The 17,997-nt window shown below is 51.3% G+C and carries 16 protein-coding genes and 1 tRNA gene; 9 read left to right on the forward strand and 8 right to left on the reverse strand.

What is annotated here, in order from left to right:
* Positions 1 to 133 precede the first annotated feature (133 nt).
* From ACYQ04_RS00245 to ACYQ04_RS00255, 3 genes are all read right to left on the reverse strand, one after another.
* A complete protein-coding gene (locus tag ACYQ04_RS00245) occupies positions 134 to 1,741 on the reverse strand; it encodes a Na+/H+ antiporter NhaC family protein (RefSeq protein WP_460126664.1) in 1,608 nt (535 codons plus the stop codon).
* 287 nt (positions 1,742 to 2,028) lie between these two features.
* The gene (udg, locus tag ACYQ04_RS00250) at positions 2,029 to 2,616 is read right to left on the reverse strand and encodes a type-4 uracil-DNA glycosylase (protein ID WP_460127222.1); all 588 of its coding nucleotides are present in this window, start codon (positions 2,614 to 2,616) and stop codon (positions 2,029 to 2,031) included.
* A 5-nt stretch (positions 2,617 to 2,621) separates the two neighbouring features.
* Positions 2,622 to 2,972: a hypothetical protein gene (locus ACYQ04_RS00255; protein WP_460126667.1), complete on the reverse strand. Its 351-nt coding sequence runs from the start codon at positions 2,970 to 2,972 to the stop codon at positions 2,622 to 2,624.
* 145 nt (positions 2,973 to 3,117) lie between these two features.
* Here ACYQ04_RS00255 and tes point away from each other — a divergent pair, with 145 nt between their 5' ends.
* The 5 genes from tes (at position 3,118) to ACYQ04_RS00280 (ending at position 8,708) form a co-directional block, all read left to right on the forward strand.
* On the forward strand, positions 3,118 to 4,887 hold the full coding sequence (tes, locus tag ACYQ04_RS00260) for a tetraether lipid synthase Tes (protein ID WP_460126669.1): 1,770 nt from the start codon (positions 3,118 to 3,120) through the stop codon (positions 4,885 to 4,887).
* Positions 4,888 to 4,899: 12 nt separating this feature from the next.
* Positions 4,900 to 5,199: a DUF3213 domain-containing protein gene (locus ACYQ04_RS00265; RefSeq protein ID WP_460126672.1), complete on the forward strand. Its 300-nt coding sequence runs from the start codon at positions 4,900 to 4,902 to the stop codon at positions 5,197 to 5,199.
* Between the two features lie 120 nt (positions 5,200 to 5,319).
* On the forward strand, positions 5,320 to 7,629 hold the full coding sequence (locus ACYQ04_RS00270; protein ID WP_460126675.1) for a methyl-accepting chemotaxis protein: 2,310 nt from the start codon (positions 5,320 to 5,322) through the stop codon (positions 7,627 to 7,629).
* 72 nt (positions 7,630 to 7,701) lie between these two features.
* Entirely contained in the window at positions 7,702 to 8,040 is a 339-nt protein-coding gene (locus ACYQ04_RS00275) for a CidA/LrgA family protein (RefSeq protein WP_460126678.1), read from the forward strand.
* Positions 8,037 to 8,708 carry a CidB/LrgB family autolysis modulator gene (locus ACYQ04_RS00280; RefSeq protein ID WP_460126681.1) on the forward strand — a complete coding sequence of 224 codons (672 nt, stop codon included), beginning with the start codon at positions 8,037 to 8,039 and terminating at the stop codon, positions 8,706 to 8,708. Before ACYQ04_RS00275 ends, ACYQ04_RS00280 begins: the two co-directional genes overlap by 4 nt.
* Here ACYQ04_RS00280 and enfR read toward each other — a convergent pair.
* Together enfR and ACYQ04_RS00290 are read right to left on the reverse strand one after the other, a co-directional pair.
* Positions 8,643 to 9,110, reverse strand: a complete 468-nt coding sequence (gene enfR, locus ACYQ04_RS00285) for a transcriptional factor EnfR (RefSeq protein ID WP_460127223.1) — start codon at positions 9,108 to 9,110, stop codon at positions 8,643 to 8,645. The genes ACYQ04_RS00280 and enfR overlap by 66 nt on opposite strands.
* A gap of 388 nt (positions 9,111 to 9,498) precedes the next feature.
* A tRNA-Trp gene (locus ACYQ04_RS00290) sits at positions 9,499 to 9,638 on the reverse strand.
* 93 nt (positions 9,639 to 9,731) lie between these two features.
* Between ACYQ04_RS00290 and ACYQ04_RS00295 the strand changes: the two genes are divergently transcribed.
* The 3 genes from ACYQ04_RS00295 to gor all read left to right on the forward strand — a co-directional run bounded on the left by ACYQ04_RS00295 (position 9,732) and on the right by gor (position 13,271).
* Positions 9,732 to 9,968, forward strand: coding sequence for a hypothetical protein (locus ACYQ04_RS00295; RefSeq protein WP_460127224.1), 237 nt, complete (start codon positions 9,732 to 9,734; stop codon positions 9,966 to 9,968).
* Positions 9,969 to 10,058: 90 nt separating this feature from the next.
* Positions 10,059 to 11,186, forward strand: coding sequence for a fructose-1,6-bisphosphate aldolase/phosphatase (gene fbp, locus ACYQ04_RS00300; protein WP_460127225.1), 1,128 nt, complete (start codon positions 10,059 to 10,061; stop codon positions 11,184 to 11,186).
* Positions 11,187 to 11,312: 126 nt separating this feature from the next.
* Entirely contained in the window at positions 11,313 to 13,271 is a 1,959-nt protein-coding gene (gene gor, locus ACYQ04_RS00305) for a glyceraldehyde-3-phosphate:ferredoxin oxidoreductase (protein WP_460127226.1), read from the forward strand.
* A 70-nt stretch (positions 13,272 to 13,341) separates the two neighbouring features.
* Here gor and ACYQ04_RS00310 read toward each other — a convergent pair whose 3' ends face one another.
* The 3 genes from ACYQ04_RS00310 to ACYQ04_RS00320 are packed head-to-tail and all read right to left on the reverse strand — an operon-like array spanning position 13,342 to position 16,288.
* Positions 13,342 to 14,058: a hypothetical protein gene (locus tag ACYQ04_RS00310; protein WP_099209145.1), complete on the reverse strand. Its 717-nt coding sequence runs from the start codon at positions 14,056 to 14,058 to the stop codon at positions 13,342 to 13,344.
* Positions 14,055 to 14,963, reverse strand: coding sequence for an ABC transporter ATP-binding protein (locus ACYQ04_RS00315; protein ID WP_099209144.1), 909 nt, complete (start codon positions 14,961 to 14,963; stop codon positions 14,055 to 14,057). Before ACYQ04_RS00315 ends, ACYQ04_RS00310 begins: the two co-directional genes overlap by 4 nt.
* Entirely contained in the window at positions 14,960 to 16,288 is a 1,329-nt protein-coding gene (locus tag ACYQ04_RS00320) for a radical SAM protein (RefSeq protein ID WP_099209143.1), read from the reverse strand. Before ACYQ04_RS00320 ends, ACYQ04_RS00315 begins: the two co-directional genes overlap by 4 nt.
* A 406-nt stretch (positions 16,289 to 16,694) precedes the next feature.
* Between ACYQ04_RS00320 and ACYQ04_RS00325 the strand changes: the two genes are divergently transcribed.
* Positions 16,695 to 17,957 carry a phytoene desaturase family protein gene (locus ACYQ04_RS00325; RefSeq protein WP_460126687.1) on the forward strand — a complete coding sequence of 421 codons (1,263 nt, stop codon included), beginning with the start codon at positions 16,695 to 16,697 and terminating at the stop codon, positions 17,955 to 17,957.
* Positions 17,958 to 17,997: the final 40 nt, after the last annotated feature.

Genomic DNA, 17,997 nt, shown 5'->3' on the forward strand with positions numbered 1-17,997 from the left:
GTTGTCATCAACTTGTATCCAAGAACATACATAAATTTTTCTTTACCAATTAGTAAGAAACTCTATGTTATTAACCAAAGGTTTAGAAACTACAGATAGAAGCCAATTTGATTAAGAATTAAAAAAGAAGAGTTCACTCCTCGACCACGTACACCGGCACCTTGCCATGCGGAACGCCGTACTTTTTGCCGTACCACTCGCTGAGGGCGTACCATGTCACAATGAGTAGCACAAAGCCTACCGGCAGGAGAATCTTCCAATCTTTCAGCCCAATTCCAAAGAGCAAGTAGAGAACTAGACCAACGCTCGACGCCGTCACCGCGTAGGGTATCTGTGTGGTAACGTGGTCTATGTGGTCTGAGCCGCTGAACATTGAACTCATTATCGTGGTGTCGCTTATCGGGGAGCAGTGGTCACCGAAGATACCGCCGGCGAAGACCGCACCGATGCTGGCGAAGACGTCGGGACCTATGTGTCCAGTGACACCGTAGGAGAGCGGAATCGCTATCGGGAGCATTATGCTGAAGGTTCCCCAGCTGGTTCCCGTTGTGAATGAGATGAACATTGAGATTAGGAAAACTATGAGTGGAATCCAGCTTCCACCAACCCCCGCACTCTTGGCTATGTGCACTATGTACGGGGCGGTGCCGACGGCGTCAGTGGCGCTCTTTATGCTCCACGCGAGGAGTAGAATGGTGTTTGCTATAATCATCTGCTTCATACCGCGGATTATCGCATCCTCAGCCTCTTCAATCGTCATCTGCCTCATTCCGATTACGAGAGCGAAGGCCACAACCACCATTGCAAAGCTTCCCCAGAGGAGGGCTTTTGCTGAGTCGGCGTTTCCAAGGACGTTCATCAGGCCTCCCTTGGCGTAGGCGGCACTTCCACCGCCGGTGTACCACATACCGTAGAGCGTGACGAATATCAGGGTGAGTATTGGCCATATGAAGACGTGGACGCTTCCGTTCTCCTTGGGCATTCCGAGGTCCACTTCAGTCGTCATCAAGGGTTTTGCCCCGTCGCGGAGGACCTTTCCTGTCGTCCTAGCGCGCATCTCCGCTTTGAGCATGGCACCATAATGCCTGTGGAAGAAGGCCACAAGGAACACGAGGATGATGGCGAGTATAGAGTAGAACCTGTAGGGAACGCTGTGCATCCAGGCACCGTAGGCACCACCCACGGAGGTTAAGTCCACGTTGAGCTTGCTGAATGCATCACCGATTAAACCGACCTCGTAGCCTATCCAGGTCGAGACTATGGCTATTCCCGCGACCGGAGCCGCTGTGGAGTCGTCTATGTACGCCAGCATCTCCCTGGAAACCCTCGTCCTGTCCGTTATGGGCCTCATTGTGTTTCCTACGATGATGGTGTTGGTGTAGTCGTCGAAGAATATCAGCACTCCAAGGAGCCAACCCATCACGGCTGCTCCCCTGCTCGTTTTGACCCTGTCAGCCAGCGCTCGTCCTATCGCAAAAGCACCCCCCGATTTGTATATCAATCCAACACCGGCACCAATCAGGAAGTCAAAGAGAAGAATCTTAACGTTCCAGTCGTCGGTAGCGTTCTTAACAATCCAGTCGAGGGTCTGGGCGGTTCCGCTTATTGGATTCCAACCAGAAACCATGACTCCACCAACCCAGACGCCGGCAAACAAGGCAAGGATAACCCTCTTCGTCCATATCGCTAAAACTATTGCAATCAGTGGGGGAAGCAGGGACAGCACCCCAAAGTCCGACATATTTTCACCTCCTTTTTGAATCTGCCGGAGATTTTCGTAATATATAAGATTTTCTTGAAAATTTTTGGCAATATTCGCGTCCCCCTCGAACAGCCCTAAAAAATCCACGTACACTAATGGACAGTTACTGGCTGTGTAGTGTATATAATTGCGACTAAGTATATTATAGAACATTGAACCAATAAAAACCTTTCCCAAAAGCGTTCCAGCTTGGCTCGTACAAAAGGGATAAAACGAAAAATCGTAACACTGACGACCGCAAAATTTGCAGAAATGTGAAGAAAAACTCAGCTAATTTTCTCAAGGATTTTTGCCAGTTTGACGAAGTCCTTCTCGAGCTCTTCCCTTATTGGAGGCCTGTAGAGGGCCGCGGCAGGGTGGTACATTGGCATTATAATGATTTTCCCAAAGAGAGTCCTCGCCTCGAAGGTCTCCCCGTGGATTTTGCTTATGGGCTCAGGCTTGAACCCGAACTTTTCCAGGATGTAGCGCATCGAGTGCCTGCCGAGTGGAACTATGACCTTTGGCCTTATTATGTCAATCTGCCTGTCGAGGTAAGGGGAGCAAGCTTTGATTTCCTCCTCCGTCGGGTCACGGTTTTCAGGCGGGCGGCACTTGACGATGTTGGTTATGTAAACCTCGTCCCTGCTCAGACCTATCCCAGCTAAAAGCTCGTCGAGAACCTTCCCGGCCCTGCCCACGAAGGGCAACCCTTTCTGGTCTTCCCAGTAACCAGGGGCCTCGCCGACGAACATGACCTTGGCGTCGTAGCTTCCAGAGCCGGGGACGGCGTTTGTCCTGAGACCCCCGAGGGGACACTTCCGGCAGTTCCGGATTCTCTCCTCTAGCTTCTTCATGAGCTCTTCCTTTCCCATAGGCATCACGTCAGCGTTTTCTGGCTGAGGTACGCCTTCAAGAACTCGGTCCACGCGGTGTAATAACCCCTCTCATAGTTATCACGAAAGTCCTGCCCGGCCAGTTTTGAGTAGTTCTTGAGCAACTCCTCGGCTCTCTCCCTGTCGTTGCTGGAAATCAACTGGACGACAAGTGAGTCGGCGTCGTTGTCCTTGAGGGCGTTAATTATGCCCTCGACGGCCCTTGAGTAGCCTCTACCCCATTCATCGTTGCCCGCTATTTTCATCAGCTTCTCCATGTGCCCCTTTGCCCTGCTGAAGTCCCTTCTCAAAAGGGCTCTTACGAACATCTCCATCCTCATCTCACGAGCCGGCATTCAACCACCCGACTGGCTTTCGTGGAGGAACTTTTAACCTTAGCCCGAGTTCCCACATCTGGGGCATACCTATGCAGAAAAATCTTCATATCCACGCAAAAGCTTTTATACCTCCCCGTTGGATTTAGTGTAGCGGTGATGAACTATGGCCCAGAACATCGGTGAAGTACCGAGTGGTGAGAAAGAGTTTGAGCAACTAACTAGAAGGGTCAGGGATATAGTCGAGTTCCCTGAAATAAGCGAGGAGGAGTTTGAGGGAATGCTTAAAACCGCTAGCAGGGGTTACGGTGGCCCGTTGCCTCATAGGACCTACTCCCTCTGTCCGGAAAGCCGGCGCGTGGTTCCTGCCCTCGTCTGGGAGCGGGACGGTAAAGTGTGGATAACCAAGCGCTGTCCCGAAGGTATGATAACCGACCTCTACTACGAGAGTGTCGAGCAGTACTACCGCTTCCAGCGCTGGAAGTACGATTTCAAGCTCAAGAGCGTCAACGTGGAGAACACCGGTGTGAACTGTCCCTTTGACTGTGGTTTATGCGCTCGGCATCGCTCCCATACGAACCTGCTCAACATCGTTCTGACCAACCGTTGCAACCTGTCGTGCTGGTACTGCTTCTTCTACGCCAAGGAAGGTCAGCCGATTTACGAGCCGACGCTCGAGCAGATTAGAATGATGCTCCGCAACGCCAAGAAGCAGTACCCGGTTGGAGCCAACGCCGTCCAGTTCACCGGCGGTGAGCCGACCCTCCGCGACGACCTGATTGAGATTATCAAGATTGCGAAGGAAGAAGGTTACGACCACGTCCAGCTCAACACCGACGGAATAAAGCTCGCCTTCGAGCCCGAGCTCGTGAAGAAAATCCGCGAGGCCGGAACCAACACCCTCTACCTGAGCTACGACGGAATGACGCCCCAGACCAACTGGAAGAACCACTGGGAGATTCCGCTCATCTTCGAGAACGTGAGGAAGGCCGGAGGGCCGGGAATAGTCCTCGTGCCGACAACGATTAGGAACGTCAACGACCACGAGCTTGGGGCCATAATCAACTTCGGTCTCAACCACCTCGACATAGTGAGGGGTGTTAACTTCCAGCCGATTTCCCTCGTTGGAAGGGTTCCCAAGAAGGAGCGCCAGAGGTTTAGGATAACGATTCCGGGAGCGATAAGGCGCATAGAGGAGCAGACCAACGGCGTAATCGAGATGAACGACTGGTACCCGATTCCGATAGCAGGTCACATAGCGAGGTTCTTCGAGGCGTTCACCGGTTCACGCTACTACATGACGAGCCACTACTGCTGTGGGGCCGCGACCTACATCTTCCTGGACCGGGAGCACAAGAGGGTCATCCCAATAAGTAGGTTCCTTGACGTTGAGGGTTTCGTCGAGTATCTCGAGGAGAAGGCCGAGGAGATAGAGAAGTGGAAGAAGCTCGGCAAGCTCCAGAAGCTCAAGCTTGGCGCCGAGATATTCCTCAAGTTCAAGAGCTTCTACGACGACAAGTACGCTCCGAAGGGCCTCAAGGTCCTCGACCTGATAAAGAACGCCTTCATGCACGGCAACTACGACGCCCTCGGCAAGTTCCACGAGAACGCGCTCTTCATTGGGATGATGCACTTTATGGACGAGTACAACTACGACGTCGAGCGCGTCGAGCGCTGCGTTATCCACTACGCCATGCCCGACGGAAGGGTGGTGCCGTTCTGTACCTTCAACGTGATTCCCGAGCTTTACCGTGACAAGGTGCAGGCCCAGTTTAGCTACACCTGGGAGGAGTGGAAGGCCCTCCACCCCGACTGGGACTACTGGAGCGACAAGTACAGGAGAACCAAGGAGTTCGTCGAGAAGATGAAGAACAGTGAGGTTTACAGAAAGACCTACATCGACATTGAGGATTACTTCGGACTTGCGAAGGAGTGAGGGGGTGATTGAATGGCCGTTAACCCGAATGCGAAGCTCACCCGGCTCGAGCTCCAGTTCGATAAGGGGAACTGGGAGCTTGCAACGGCAAAGCAGTACGAGCTCCTGACGAAGGCTGAGGTCTGGAGGGCTTTCCTCAACAGCTACACCGGGAGAGGCTTCGTGATATTCGACGAAGAGGCCCTGTCCAGGGAGAAAATCCTCGAAACCCTGAAGGACCTCAACGCCAGGGTTGTAAGTGAGAAGAGGCTGACCGTGGATGAACTCCTTGAGTCCAGTTACTCCTGGAACAACATCCTTGAGAGAACCTGATTTCGCCCTTTTCTCCCTTTTCTGAAGAGTAATCACCTACACAGCCCCCTACACAAAAGCGATTTAACTTTCAACGCCGTAATTCTCCCAACTATAACTTGGGTTGCGGGGGTGCGCGGGATGCAATTTCGTAAAAAGATAACCGCAACTCTCATCGTTGCGGTTCTCGTCACGGTTGTTTTGGGGGCAGCGATAGTTGGGTACTCCACAATAACCATGCGCTCCACCATTCATAAAACACTTGATGAACAACTGAACCAGGAACTTCCCAAGGTCATGTCCAAGCAAATTGAAAAACCTATAGTTGAGGAGGCAGGTACTATAGCAGTTGGGTCGGCGGAGCTAGGAGCCAAGCTCTTTGACGACTACTTTGATAAGATGAAGATGATGGGAGAGATTGCAACGGAGGCGGTCCAAGTTGCGTATACAAACTACGGGACCAACAACCCCGAGTTCAAGACGTTTCTTCTCAACAGGTTTAAGGCCATCAAAAGCCTTGACTCAAACGTAGCTAACGTTTACTTTGGTAGCTCTACGGGTAACATGTACATTTATCCTGAGCAGAAGCTTCCGGCCGGTTACGACCCGAGGAAGAGGCCATGGTACCAGGAGGCAGTCCAGAAGAACGGACCGGTCTGGACTGAACCTTACAGAGATGCCTCAACTGGAAAATGGATGGTGACGTACTCCCAGCCCGTTTACGTCAATGGAAAGTTCGTTGGAGTTATTGGAATAGACGTCTTTGTTTCCACGCTCATAGAACAGGCGAAGCAAATAAAGCTCGGTGAGAGCGGTTACATAGCCATAATTGACCAGAAGGGAACCGTAATAGTCCATCCAAACCAGAGCCTTGTCCAGAAATTAAACATTTATGATGTTCCCTCACTCAAGCCAATAGCGGAGGCCCTTAAAAGTGGAAACAATTCCGGTTGGGTTGTTTACGAGTTCCAGGGTATCAAAAAAATCGCCGGTTACAAAAGGATGAAAACGACGGGATGGATTGTTCTGGCAATCGTGCCCCTTAACGAACTCACCGGTCCTATGGACAAGGCCATAAACTCAGCTTTGAAGGAGAGCAGCACAAAAATAAACACCCAAATATCGGCTGTCGTTGATGACAACGTGAGAAAAGTGTTCATAGGCTCAGTGCTGGCGGCCTTAATTGGGGCCCTTATGATAGTCTTGGCGTACAGGATACTCAAAGACACTCTAAGGCCCCTGGAGAACCTCCGCGAGGTTGCCCAAGCCCTTGCCGAGGGCCGGCTGAGTGAAGTGAACAGAAAGCTCAAACAGATTAGATACCTCGAGAACGATGAGATTGGTGCGTTGATTAAGGCTTTTGAGGCGGTTGGGAAGGACCTCGTTGGAACCTTAAACACGATAGCAACAAAACTCGAACGCCTAGCCGAGGGTGATTTAAGCAACGGCCTCAGCATGGAAGCCAAGGGTGAGCTCAGGGAAATCCTTGAGGACCTCCGCGACACAACCCACAAGCTCAAGGGTCTAATAGGGGAGATAGTGGCGGTCACCGACGAACTCGAAAAGAAGGCAAACGTTCTGGCACAGATATCGAGCGACGTTACCGAGGCGATTAATCAGGTTAATGAGGCGGTTCAGCAGGTTAGCATTGAAGCGCAGAGGCAGCAGGAGCACATCAACGAAATAACCGAGGGAATGCGCTTCGTTGCAGAAACCAGCGCCGAAAGCGTCAGGGCCATAGAAGAGTTTGAAGGGGCAGTTAACGAAGTTGTCAATATCGCCACCGAAGGCAGGGAGAAAGGCGAGGTCTCAGCCCAGCAGATAGAGAGCATCCAGGAGATGATGAACGACATTGAAGGCGCCGTCAGCAAGATAGCGGAGATGAGTAGGAGTATTGAGGAGATTACGGATGTGATTACGAATATTGCTGAGCAGACTAACTTACTCGCCCTCAACGCGGCTATTGAGGCGGCGAGGGCTGGAGAAGCTGGTAGAGGCTTTGCGGTAGTTGCCCAGGAGATTAGGAAGCTTGCTGAGGAGAGCAAGCAGGCCGCTGACAACATCAAGAACATCATCGACCAGATAACCACCGAAATCAAGGACGCTGCAGAGAGAACCGAGAAAGGTGTCAGGGTCGTGGGTGAGAGTGCCGAGACCCTCAGGGAGACCGTCACATACCTCACGAACATCGCCGACCTCCTCCAGGAGGCCAGTGGCAGGATGGGCGAAGTGAAAGAGCAGGTCCTCAGGACGCAGGATGAGGTTGATAAGGCGTTGCGTGCTTTGGAGAATTTGGCTGCGAGTGCTGAGGAAACGACCGCCAGTGCTGAGGAGGTTAGCTCTGCCGTGGAGGAGCAGACCGCCGCAACGGAAGAGCTCGAAAGAGCCGCAAACGACCTTAAAAACATCGTTGAACAGCTCAGAAACATCATCAGCAAATTCAAACTCTGACGGCTTCTCCATATTTCCCTTTCTCCAAACCCCTTCCGAAAGGTCTTTTTGGAAAAGCGCGTACTCCAAACCATGAAGCCATATCGAGGACTGGCGATAATATTCGGTTTCTACGCGCTCGGTGAGATGGTCAGTTCCGGTCTTAACCTTCCTGTTCCGGGTAGCGTTCTCGGGATGCTGTTCCTGCTCTCGGCGCTTCTGAGCGGTGCCGTGAAGCTTGAGTGGGTTGAAAACGAAGCCGAGCTCTTCGTGAAGAACATGAGCGTCCTCTTCATCCCGCCGGGAGTCGGTATAGTCACTTATCTCGGCTTGATAAAGGCCCAGCTCGTTCCAATATCGGTCGCGCTGGTTCTCAGCTTCGTCGTTACCCTCTTCGTGACCGCAAAAACCGTGGAGGTCGTTCGGAGATGAACCCCTATGGGATAGCCTTAACGCTCGCGGTGTTCTACGTCTTCTCGGAGCTCCATGCGAGAAGAAAGGCGTTCTACACGAACCCAGTCCTGCTCTCGATAATTACAATCGCCGTGGTTCTCAAGCTCGGAAATGTTTCCTACGACTCGTACATGGAAAGCGCGGTCTTCCTCAAGTTCCTGCTCGGACCGGCAGTCGTGAGCCTGGCAATCCCGGTCTACAAGAACAGGGCGCTTATAGTCAGGTACGCAAAGGAAATCTCGCTGGGAATTCTAATCGGCGGAACCACCGCGGTGCTGAGCGCCTACTGGACGGCCCAGTTACTCGGCGCGAGCGAAACCGTTCTTCGAAGCATAGCCCCGAAGAGCGTGACGACTGCAATAGCCATAGGCGTGAGCGCAAAGATAGGCGGAATTCCCTCGCTGACGGCGGTTCTGGTGATAACGACCGGACTGCTCGGCAACGCCTTCGCGCCGGAGTTGCTGAACGTCTTTGGGGTGGGGGGCAGAATAGCGAGGGGTTTGGCAACGGGGGTTTCCTCACACGGCCTTGGGACGGCGAGGATAATAACCGAGGACGAATTGGCCGGAGCCGTGAGCGGGTTAGCCATGGCTCTGAACGGAGTCTTTACCGCGGTCCTTCTTCCGTATCTCATCAAAATCATCTAAGATGCACTCGCTGACGCGAAGCCTATCGTTGGCGTCGAGAAAAAGCGTGAAGTCCCTCCTCGCCAGCCTGTCGTCAACTGGCGCGTGCTCGACTAGGAACGCTATTATCTCGGCCGTACTGTAGGGAACTTTTATACCCAGCTTATCGGCCTTTTCAAAAAGCCTCTCTGGAACGTTGAATATGTCCTCTCCCCGCCTCACATCAACGCTCACTTTGGAGTTAATCTGCTCCCAGATTAAAAGGGTGTTTCGGGCCTTCTCAATCTTCTCAAGGGCCCTTCTCTCCAGTATGCTAACGTTGGCCCTGCTCGTGCCGAGGAGCTCGGCAATCTCACTCTGTTTAAGGCCTCTCGCGCGAAGACGGAGAATCTTAATCTGTTGTTCAGTCAAAAAGCTCTTCATTGTAAACACCAAAGCTTAACAGAGCATGGAAGGTTAAAAGTTTTTAGGTTAGGAAAACATCTAACCGGTGAGCAAGCTTTGTTCCAAGCTATTGAAGATGCCAGAGGAGAAAACTTTTGCACAGCCTTTGGGAAAGGCTGGCGAAAAGAACGCCCTTCTCACCAACGGGCAAAAAGTCAATCGTGCACTGTTCAAGTGCAATTTTAGAAGGGGTTTAATATCAAATAGGTTCTTCAAGCAGTTCCAATTTTGTCATTGGCGTCCAATGGACGCCGTTTAAAGAAGGAACACTCACCAAAGAGCACGTGAATGAGAAACCCACTCAGAAATGAATACTTCAAAAAAGCACTTAATCTTCCGCCAGCGCTTTCGTCAGAAAGGGCTGTAATGGTGGGGGCGCGGGGATTTGAACCCCGGTCCGCGGGTTTCTCCGGGTCAGAGCTCCAAAGGCTCATCCCCAATCAGCAAACCCGCAAGTCCTCATACCTCTGGAGCCCGCGATGATGGACCAGGCTACACCACGCCCCCGTCCGTCTCAACCTTAACCGTCCCGGGTTTATAAACTTTGCTCCCGGAAGTTTTATTAACTTTGACACACAAAAATACTACGAGGTGGTGGCCATGGAGGAGCCAATCGTTATTGGAAAGGACAGGTTCAGGATTGGGGAGGACGAGACCGCGAGGAGGGAGCTCAGGGTTGTCAAAGTCCACGACGACGTTATACAGCTCCAGGAGGAGGTCCACGGCATCATAGCCCTCGTTGGTGCGAGCTCGAGCGTCAACATCAAGAAGGACGAGCTCAAGAACCTCATCAAGGTTGTCAAGGAGCAGTTCGGTTGGACCGATATCTGTGAGTGAACCCTTTCAATTTTTAGGCTCCCCGTATCATCTACGGTGATATCAACGTTTTATAAGTATAAAACTCCCTATTCTCCTCGGGTGGTTGCCATGGCCGTTGGAGAAAAGATAACGATTAGCGTAATTAAGGCCGACATAGGTGGCTGGCCGGGGCACTCCAGGGTGCACCCACAGCTGATAGAAACCGCGGAGGAAGTCCTTGCCAAGGCCAAGGAGGAAGGGACGATAATCGACTTCTACGTGGCCTACGCGGGCGACGACCTCCAGCTGATAATGACCCACAAGAAGGGCGTTGACAGTTCAGATGTTCACGGGCTCGCCTGGAAGGCCTTCGAGGAGGCAACCAAGGTCGCCAAGGAGCTCGGCCTCTACGGCGCCGGTCAGGACCTCCTCAAGGACGCCTTCAGCGGAAACGTCCGCGGAATGGGCCCGGGCGTTGCCGAGATGGAGATTACCCTCAGGAAGAGCGAGCCGATAGTGACCTTCCACATGGACAAGACCGAGCCCGGAGCCTTTAACCTGCCGATATTCAGGATGTTCGCCGACCCGTTCAACACCGCGGGCCTCGTCATCGACCCTAAGATGCACGCCGGCTTCCGCTTCGAGGTCTGGGACATCCTCAAGCACAAGCGCGTCATCCTCAACACCCCGGAGGAGGTCTACGACCTTCTCGCGCTCATTGGAGCCAAGAGCAGGTACGTCATCAAGCGCGTTTACCCGAAGGAAGGCCACCCGCTCCCGAAGGACGAGCCGGTAGCTGTTGTCAGCACCGAGAAGCTCTACGAGATTGCCGGCGAGTACGTCGGCAAGGACGACCCGGTCGCCATAGTCAGGGCCCAGAGCGGGCTTCCGGCCCTTGGTGAGGTCCTCGAGCCCTTCGCGTTCCCGCACCTCGTGAGCGGATGGATGAGGGGCTCTCACAACGGCCCGATAATGCCCGTTCCGATGAACTACGCCAACCCGACCAGGTTCGACGGCCCGCCGAGGGTTGTCGCGCTCGGCTGGCAGATAAGCCCCGAAGGAAAGCTCGTCGGCCCGGTTGACCTCTTCGACGACCCGGCCTACGACTACGCCAGGCAGAAGGCCCTCGAGATTACTGAGTACATGCGCAGGCACGGCCCGTTCGAACCCCACAGGCTCCCGCTCGAGGACATGGAGTACACAACCCTGCCGGGCGTGCTGAAGAGGCTTGAGGAGCGCTTCGAGGACATCGAGTGATTCCTCCCTTTTCTATTAACATTTCCGTTTAACTTTTCTCGATTGGGTTAGTTCTTATGTTTTTGGAAAACCTTATTAACTTTTGGCGAGACCTAACACTTAGAGTGATACAAAGGGGTGGTGGCCGTGAAGTTCACTGTCATACATATAAAGCTCAACGAGAACAAAGTTGAAAGCGAGGAAATCGAAAAAGATGGCATTTACGGCGTCATAGATTACGGTCTTGAGCTCCACGAGGCTCTCGAGACTCATTCCATTGACCCCTATGGCCCGAAGAACGTCGTTATAATGGGTATGGGTCCCTTCGCTGGCTCGGTTCTTCCTGGAGCACACAGGCTCATGTTCTTCTTCCGCTCACCGCTCTACGGGACTCTCTTCCCCTCGGCGATGGGTGGTGCCGCGTACGCCTTCAAGAACGTCGGCGTCGACTTCGTGACCTTCGAGGGAAAAGCCGAGAAGCCCGTCGTGGTTCTCCTCTACAACGATGGCGAGAACGTTAGGGTCGAGCTCCACGAGATTGAGCTTGAAAAAGTCATCGAGATATGGAGGGGCTACAAGGGCGAGGAGGGCGTTTATGCCCTCACCCAGTATCTCCTTGATACCTTTGGCGACAGGTTCGACTTCGAGTACAGGATAGCGGTCGTCGGTCCCTCTGCCCTCAACACCAACTACGGCGCGATATTCTCTCAGGCCCTCAGGAAGGGTCAGCGCCTCGTAGGTAGCGAGGACTGGGCCGCGAGGGGTGGCTCTGGAAGCGTTCTGCTCAGGGCCCACAACGTCGTTGGAATAATCTTCGGCGGAAGGCCTCGGAAGAGGAAATTCCCGGGTGAGGACATCTCGAACTTCAGGACGGCGAAGGAGATAGTTGAGGGCGTGCACAAAAAGCCCTACAACGAGATTATTGCTGAGAAAACCACCAAGTACCGCTTCAACCCCAAGCTCAACACCGGTGGAACCTTCGGAGGCAACTACCCGGCCGAGGGAGACTTCGTTCCGATACTCAACTGGCAGATGCCTTACATTCCGAAGGAGGAGCGCATAAAAATCCACGAGAACATAATGAAGCACTACTGGGAGTCCTTCAACGAGGAGGCCATAAAGCCCAAGAACTGGACGACCTGTGGCGAGCCCTGTCCTGTGGTCTGTAAGAAGTACCGCAACGGCCACCACGTCGAGTACGAGCCCTACGAGGCCAACGGACCGCTCAGCGGAAGCATAAGCCTCCGCGCCAGCGACATAAGTGTGAAAGCAGTTGACGCCATGGGCTTTGACGCGATAGAGTTCGGAGGAACCGCCGCTTGGGTTCTTGAGCTCGTTCACCGCGGACTGCTCAAGCCGGAGGAAGTGGGCTTAAGCGGCAAGCCGGAGTTCACGAAGGAGGCCCTAATCGAACGCCCGGTCGAGGCGAGTGAAATCAACGCCAGGCTCGTTGCTGAACTGGCCCACCGCGTAGCCTTCGGCGAGAACGAGGTGGCGAGGATAATCGGCCTCGGCAAGAGAAAGGCGAGTGTGGTCTTCGACGAGCGCTTCAAGGACAGGCTCAAGTACGGCGAGAGCTTCAAGGATTACGCGGTGTTTACTCCGCTCGGCGAGGACGGCGAGATGACGCCTACTATGTATTGGGCGATAGGCAACTACATACCGCTCCCGATTCAGGGTCGCTACTGGACCTTCTACCAGTTCGGCGTCTTCCTTGAGCCCGAGGAGCTCGCCCAAAAGATAATCGCCTCGGCCCTCTGGGAGTTCTGGTACGACAACGTCGGCTGGTGTCGCTTCCACAGGGGCTGGATGAAGCCCGTGCTTAAGGCGCTCTTCATGGACGCCTACGGCGAGAACGTCGACATGGAGGAGCATGCGAAAAAGCAAATCAAGAGGCTCATCGAGTACGCAAGGAAGGCCGGCTACACCCCGGTCTTCTGGGACAGCATGCGCGTCATAGACCTCGTTTCAGCCGGCAGTGAGGAGTTTGGAAACGAAAAGTGGGCTGAGAAGTTCAAGGCCGACAAAGTCGGCACGGCCAAGGAGTACCTGAGCCGGGTTCTGGAAGCCTACAGCGAGATTCTTGGGGTTGAGTGGAGGCTCTGATTTTATCCTCTCTTTCTCCGTTTGGCGTTCTTTGAATGATAATTTTGATGAGAAGAATAATGAAAAATGGCTAAAACGGCTTCTCAAGCATGTAGCCGGAACGGATATTTCTAAGTGCCAAGACTACGAAAATAACAGTCAAGGCTCCCGATACTAACCACGAAATGGGATTTATACTCTGCAGTCCAATCGCTGAGCGGATGCAGGAAAGAAGGTGCGTAACGGGGTTCAGGTAGAGCGCCGGAAAGCTTGAGCGGTAGTAGGCAGGGGAGAACACCACGAGGAGCCAGGGAAGTATTCCCGTAACGGCCATTGCCTTGTAGGGGTTTCCTATTTTTGCTCCTATTGCGACTGCCAATGCTCCTAGTTCAAGGAAGGTGAGCAAAAGTGCCAGGACTAAGAGCGGAACGTTTATCCTGCTCACTCCTTGGTAATAGAGTATAACGGTGAGACCTATTAGCACTTGAGGAGTGACCATGAGAGAGTACGTTAGGAACTGTGCAAGAATAACTGTGGAAATCTTTGGTGGCAACGTCGAGTAGAGTTCAAGAACGCTGGGTTCAAAGATGTTACTGACTCTGTTCGTCAGTGTTCCAAGGAAAGAGCTCACCAGCGAAACGACGATGAAACCGCTCACGAGGTATGAGATGTCCTCGGGGGTTCTTGAGCCGGAGTTCATAATCATCATAAACAAAAGGGCGAGCGGCATGATAAGGAGATTGACTAGGAGGAACGTCTTGTAAATCCTCATTCCCTTTAGCTCCATTCCGATTAGGGGCCGAATCATTCTCTATCCCTCCCGATGAGGCTTATCACAAGGTTCTCGAAGGAGGGGGATTCAATCTCAAGGTATGCGATGCCGGAACTCTCGAGTATTGCCTCCACCGTCTTCAGCGCATCCCCAAGCGTGTCAAAGGCCATTTCGTAGAGGTCTCCGCGCCTTTTGTGTTCCTTAGGCAGAAGGTTGGGGGATATCGCTCGTTCAGGTATCAGGCGAACTTCAGTAGGCATCTTAATCATTGAGACGATGTCCGCAGGCGTGCCAGAGGCGACTATCTTCCCGTAGACGAGGAGATACACCCTATCACATAGGGCCTTAACTTCGTTCATGTCGTGGCTGGCGAGTAGAATACCCTCGCGGTTTGAGTTCCTTATTGCACTCCAGAGGCGGTGTTTTGTGACGATGTCCACCATGCTCGTGGGCTCGTCGAGCACGAGAACCGGGAGCTCCTGAACAAGTGCCATTGCCAGCAATAGTGATTTCTTCATGCCTCCGGAAAGCTGATACCCAAAGAACTTTGCCGCCCCATTGAGTCCAAGGAGATTCAAAACCTCAGATATCTTCTCTCTCATCTCCACCGGTGAAATGTCTCCGTTCCGCATTTTAAGCACGTATCCCAGAACTTCCTCAACCCTTAGCGATGGAAAGCTGAGAGGGTATTGGGGCACGTAGGCTAGAGTTTCCTTTATGATGCCCGGATTTGCCAGTATGTCCCTTCCCATAACCCTAATATGGCCCTCAGTAGGCCTTAGAAGTCCCAAAAGCTGACGTATAAGGGTAGTCTTCCCCGCTCCGTTGGGACCGATAATACCAACGATTTCATTCTTTCCCACGTTTATCGAAATTCCGTCGTTAGCCTTTGTACCATCGGGATATACTTTGGTGAGGTTGTTGATTTCTATCACGTTCATTGTTCACCCTCCAGAAGTTTTTTGTATCTTGACTTAACATAAAGTGTCAAAAATTCGCTGTAATTCTGTAAGTGCTCTATGTTACAAGAAATTTTAGACTTTAACGCACTGGCCATCCATTTACATCCTCCATAGCATATTGGGCCAAATTTACAATTGAAAGCACATGGTGGCTCAAAGTTTATTAAAGAATACCATCTAGAATTCATGATGATAAGATTACCATCTTCGTCAATGTATCCGTCTGGGTTTGAATATAAAAAGCCTGGACATTTATATACATTTAGTTGTTCATCCACCGCAAAACTAAAAGCATGGCTTGCCATACATGGACCGAGTACTAGGGGATTTCCTATTGGATATCCCAAATCCACAGCGTAGGAGTAAATTTCAATTAGTAGTTTTGAGATGTGTTGGCTTAATTTATAGCTTTCACCTGCATGTATTGACGTTTGCGTTGGAAATATGTATTCAAAACCAACCCCTCCTAACAACTTATGTAACCCGTATTCCTCTCTTAAATAATGTAATAAGGACTTAACACTAGCGATATTGCTTTCATTTATATTCGATCTCAATATGATTCTCTTTTTGTATTGATCAATATTATCTAGGATATTCTTCAGGATAATATCAAATGTTCCACGTCCATCGGGATATGGTCTCATCTTATCATGAGTCTCCCTCATTCCGTCTAGAGTGATCTGAACTGAATTTATGAAAGGTGCCAGCTCTTGACCCGTTTGCTTGGAGAATAACGTTCCATTAGTTATTATGGACATAGAAGTTTCAATATCTATCTCCCTTAAAGAATCTAGATCTCTTACTGCTACTTTCAGGGTATCATAATTCAACATGGGCTCTCCTCCGAAGAATACAACACTTATCTTCTTTAGAATATCTCCTTTTTTAGAAATCAACTTCATGATTTTGTTCCAATTTTCAACTGTTAAATCTAGATTAATGTTTGAATTCTTTCTTAAGTCTTGATAACAGTATGGACATGCAAGATTGCATCTTGATGTCATATTTACAAACATTCCCATATGTGTTGGGTTATATTTTGATAAATTTATGCGTGTCCTTGCTATCTCCCTTTCATCTAATTCTTCCGGCAATAGAAATCCCAGGTTTATTAATTCATCAAAAATCTCTGTTGGTATTTCTTTGAGATTATCGTTTCTAAGTTTCTTCCAAATTTTCTCTGATACAGCAACTAAAGAATGAGTGAGGGTATTAAATAATATTATATATCTATTGTCCCCTATATCACATGGAATGTCTAAAATATACTTCGAGGCCTTAAATTTACTACTATCTATCATTATTTATCACCTCCTATTTATTAGAAGGGATTAAATAAAAAAAGATAAAAAAGCTCAACGTCTAAACCTCCACATTAATTAGGATTATCTCCTCCTTTCACTGGATTGCAGAAAACTCCACAAAAGTTGGGTTCATCAAAACTTGCTGAACCCCTTTCCAGTACAATCAACTCTTCCATATCATCACCTCCTTAAATTTTTTGCATTATATTATGACCAATGTTTATTTATAAATCTTTCTCTTTATTTTAAGTAAACATTCTTTCTTTTTTTTCGAGTATAAATTTATTCCAACGTATGTTTTCCTATTAGAATTGCCCGAAAGAAGCCTGAGTAAAGGAGTTGCATGGCCATGCAACAGCCAAACCCTTTATAACCAAAACCCCAACCTCTTCCCGGTGGTAGAATGAGGGCTGTGGTAATAGGCTCAGGCATCGGCGGACTTTTAACCGCTTCATTTCTCGCCAAGAACGGATATGAGGTTACCGTTCTCGAAAAGTCCCCGAGAATCGGCGGCAGGTTCGCGAACCTTTCATACAGGGGCTTCGGCCTCTCCACCGGTGCCTTCCATATGCTCCCCCACGGCGAGGACGGACCTCTGGCCCATCTCCTGAAACTGCTCGGCGCGAAAGTCCAGATAGTCAACTCCAACCCGAAGGGCATGATTTTCTATGAGGGCAAAACGTTCCACTACCGCGAGGGCTGGAAGTACTTAAGCTTCACCGAGAAGGCCAAAGCGACGAAGTTGCTCCTCGACGTGAAGAGGAACAAACTCCCAGGGGGAGAAGAGGCCGAGATGAGCGGGCGCGAGTGGATTCGGGAGAAGATAGGCGACAACGAGTTCGTTGACCTCTTCATCAGAAGCTTCCTCGGCTGGGCCGACAGCGTCTTGGACGTTCCCTCTGGAGAGCTGGCGAGGGAAATCAAAGCGGCACTTAAGTGGGGCGGTCCGGGACTTATCAAGGGCGGTTGCAGTGCAGTAACCGATGAACTCGCGAGAATCGTCGAGCGGAACGGGGGCAGGGTTCTAACGCGGAAGAGAGTTGTTGAAGTCGACGTTGATGAAAAGAAGGCCATCACCGCCGAAGGCGAGGAGTTCCCCTACGACGTCCTCATATCAAACGCTGGAATCAAAGAAACCGTTGAGCTGATAGGCCGTGACAGTTTTGACCGCGATTACCTGAAGCGCGTTGATTCGCTGAAGCCGAGCGAGGGCATCAAATACAACGTCGCCCTGAAGGGGAAGCCGAGGATAGGCAACACCGTCGTGTTTACCCTCGACACAGAGAGGATAAACGGCTACAATGAGCCCTCCTCGCTCAGCCCGGAGCTTGCCAGGGAGGGCTACACCCTGATAATGCTCCACCACGCTTTGCAAAGTAAAAACGTCAAGGCCGAGCGGAGGAAGGGCATCGAGGACATTTACAAAATCTTCCCGAACCTCGATAGCGAGGGCGAAATCCTTCTCGTTCAGACTTACCTTGACGGAAACCCTGTGAACAGGGTTGCCAGCGGTCAGGTCGTGGAGGACTTTCCGGTAAGGAACGTCTACGTCGTCGGCGACGCCTACAAGCCCCCCGGCGGGATAGAGGTCGAGGGAATAGCGCTGGGCGTGATGAGGACGCTTGAAAGGCTCGGTCTCGGAAGCTTTTCGGAATGGTATTTGTGAAGGAAAGGCCTTCCGCGATTTTTCTTTACGTTTGCAAATT

Source organism: Thermococcus prieurii, assembly GCF_054657655.1.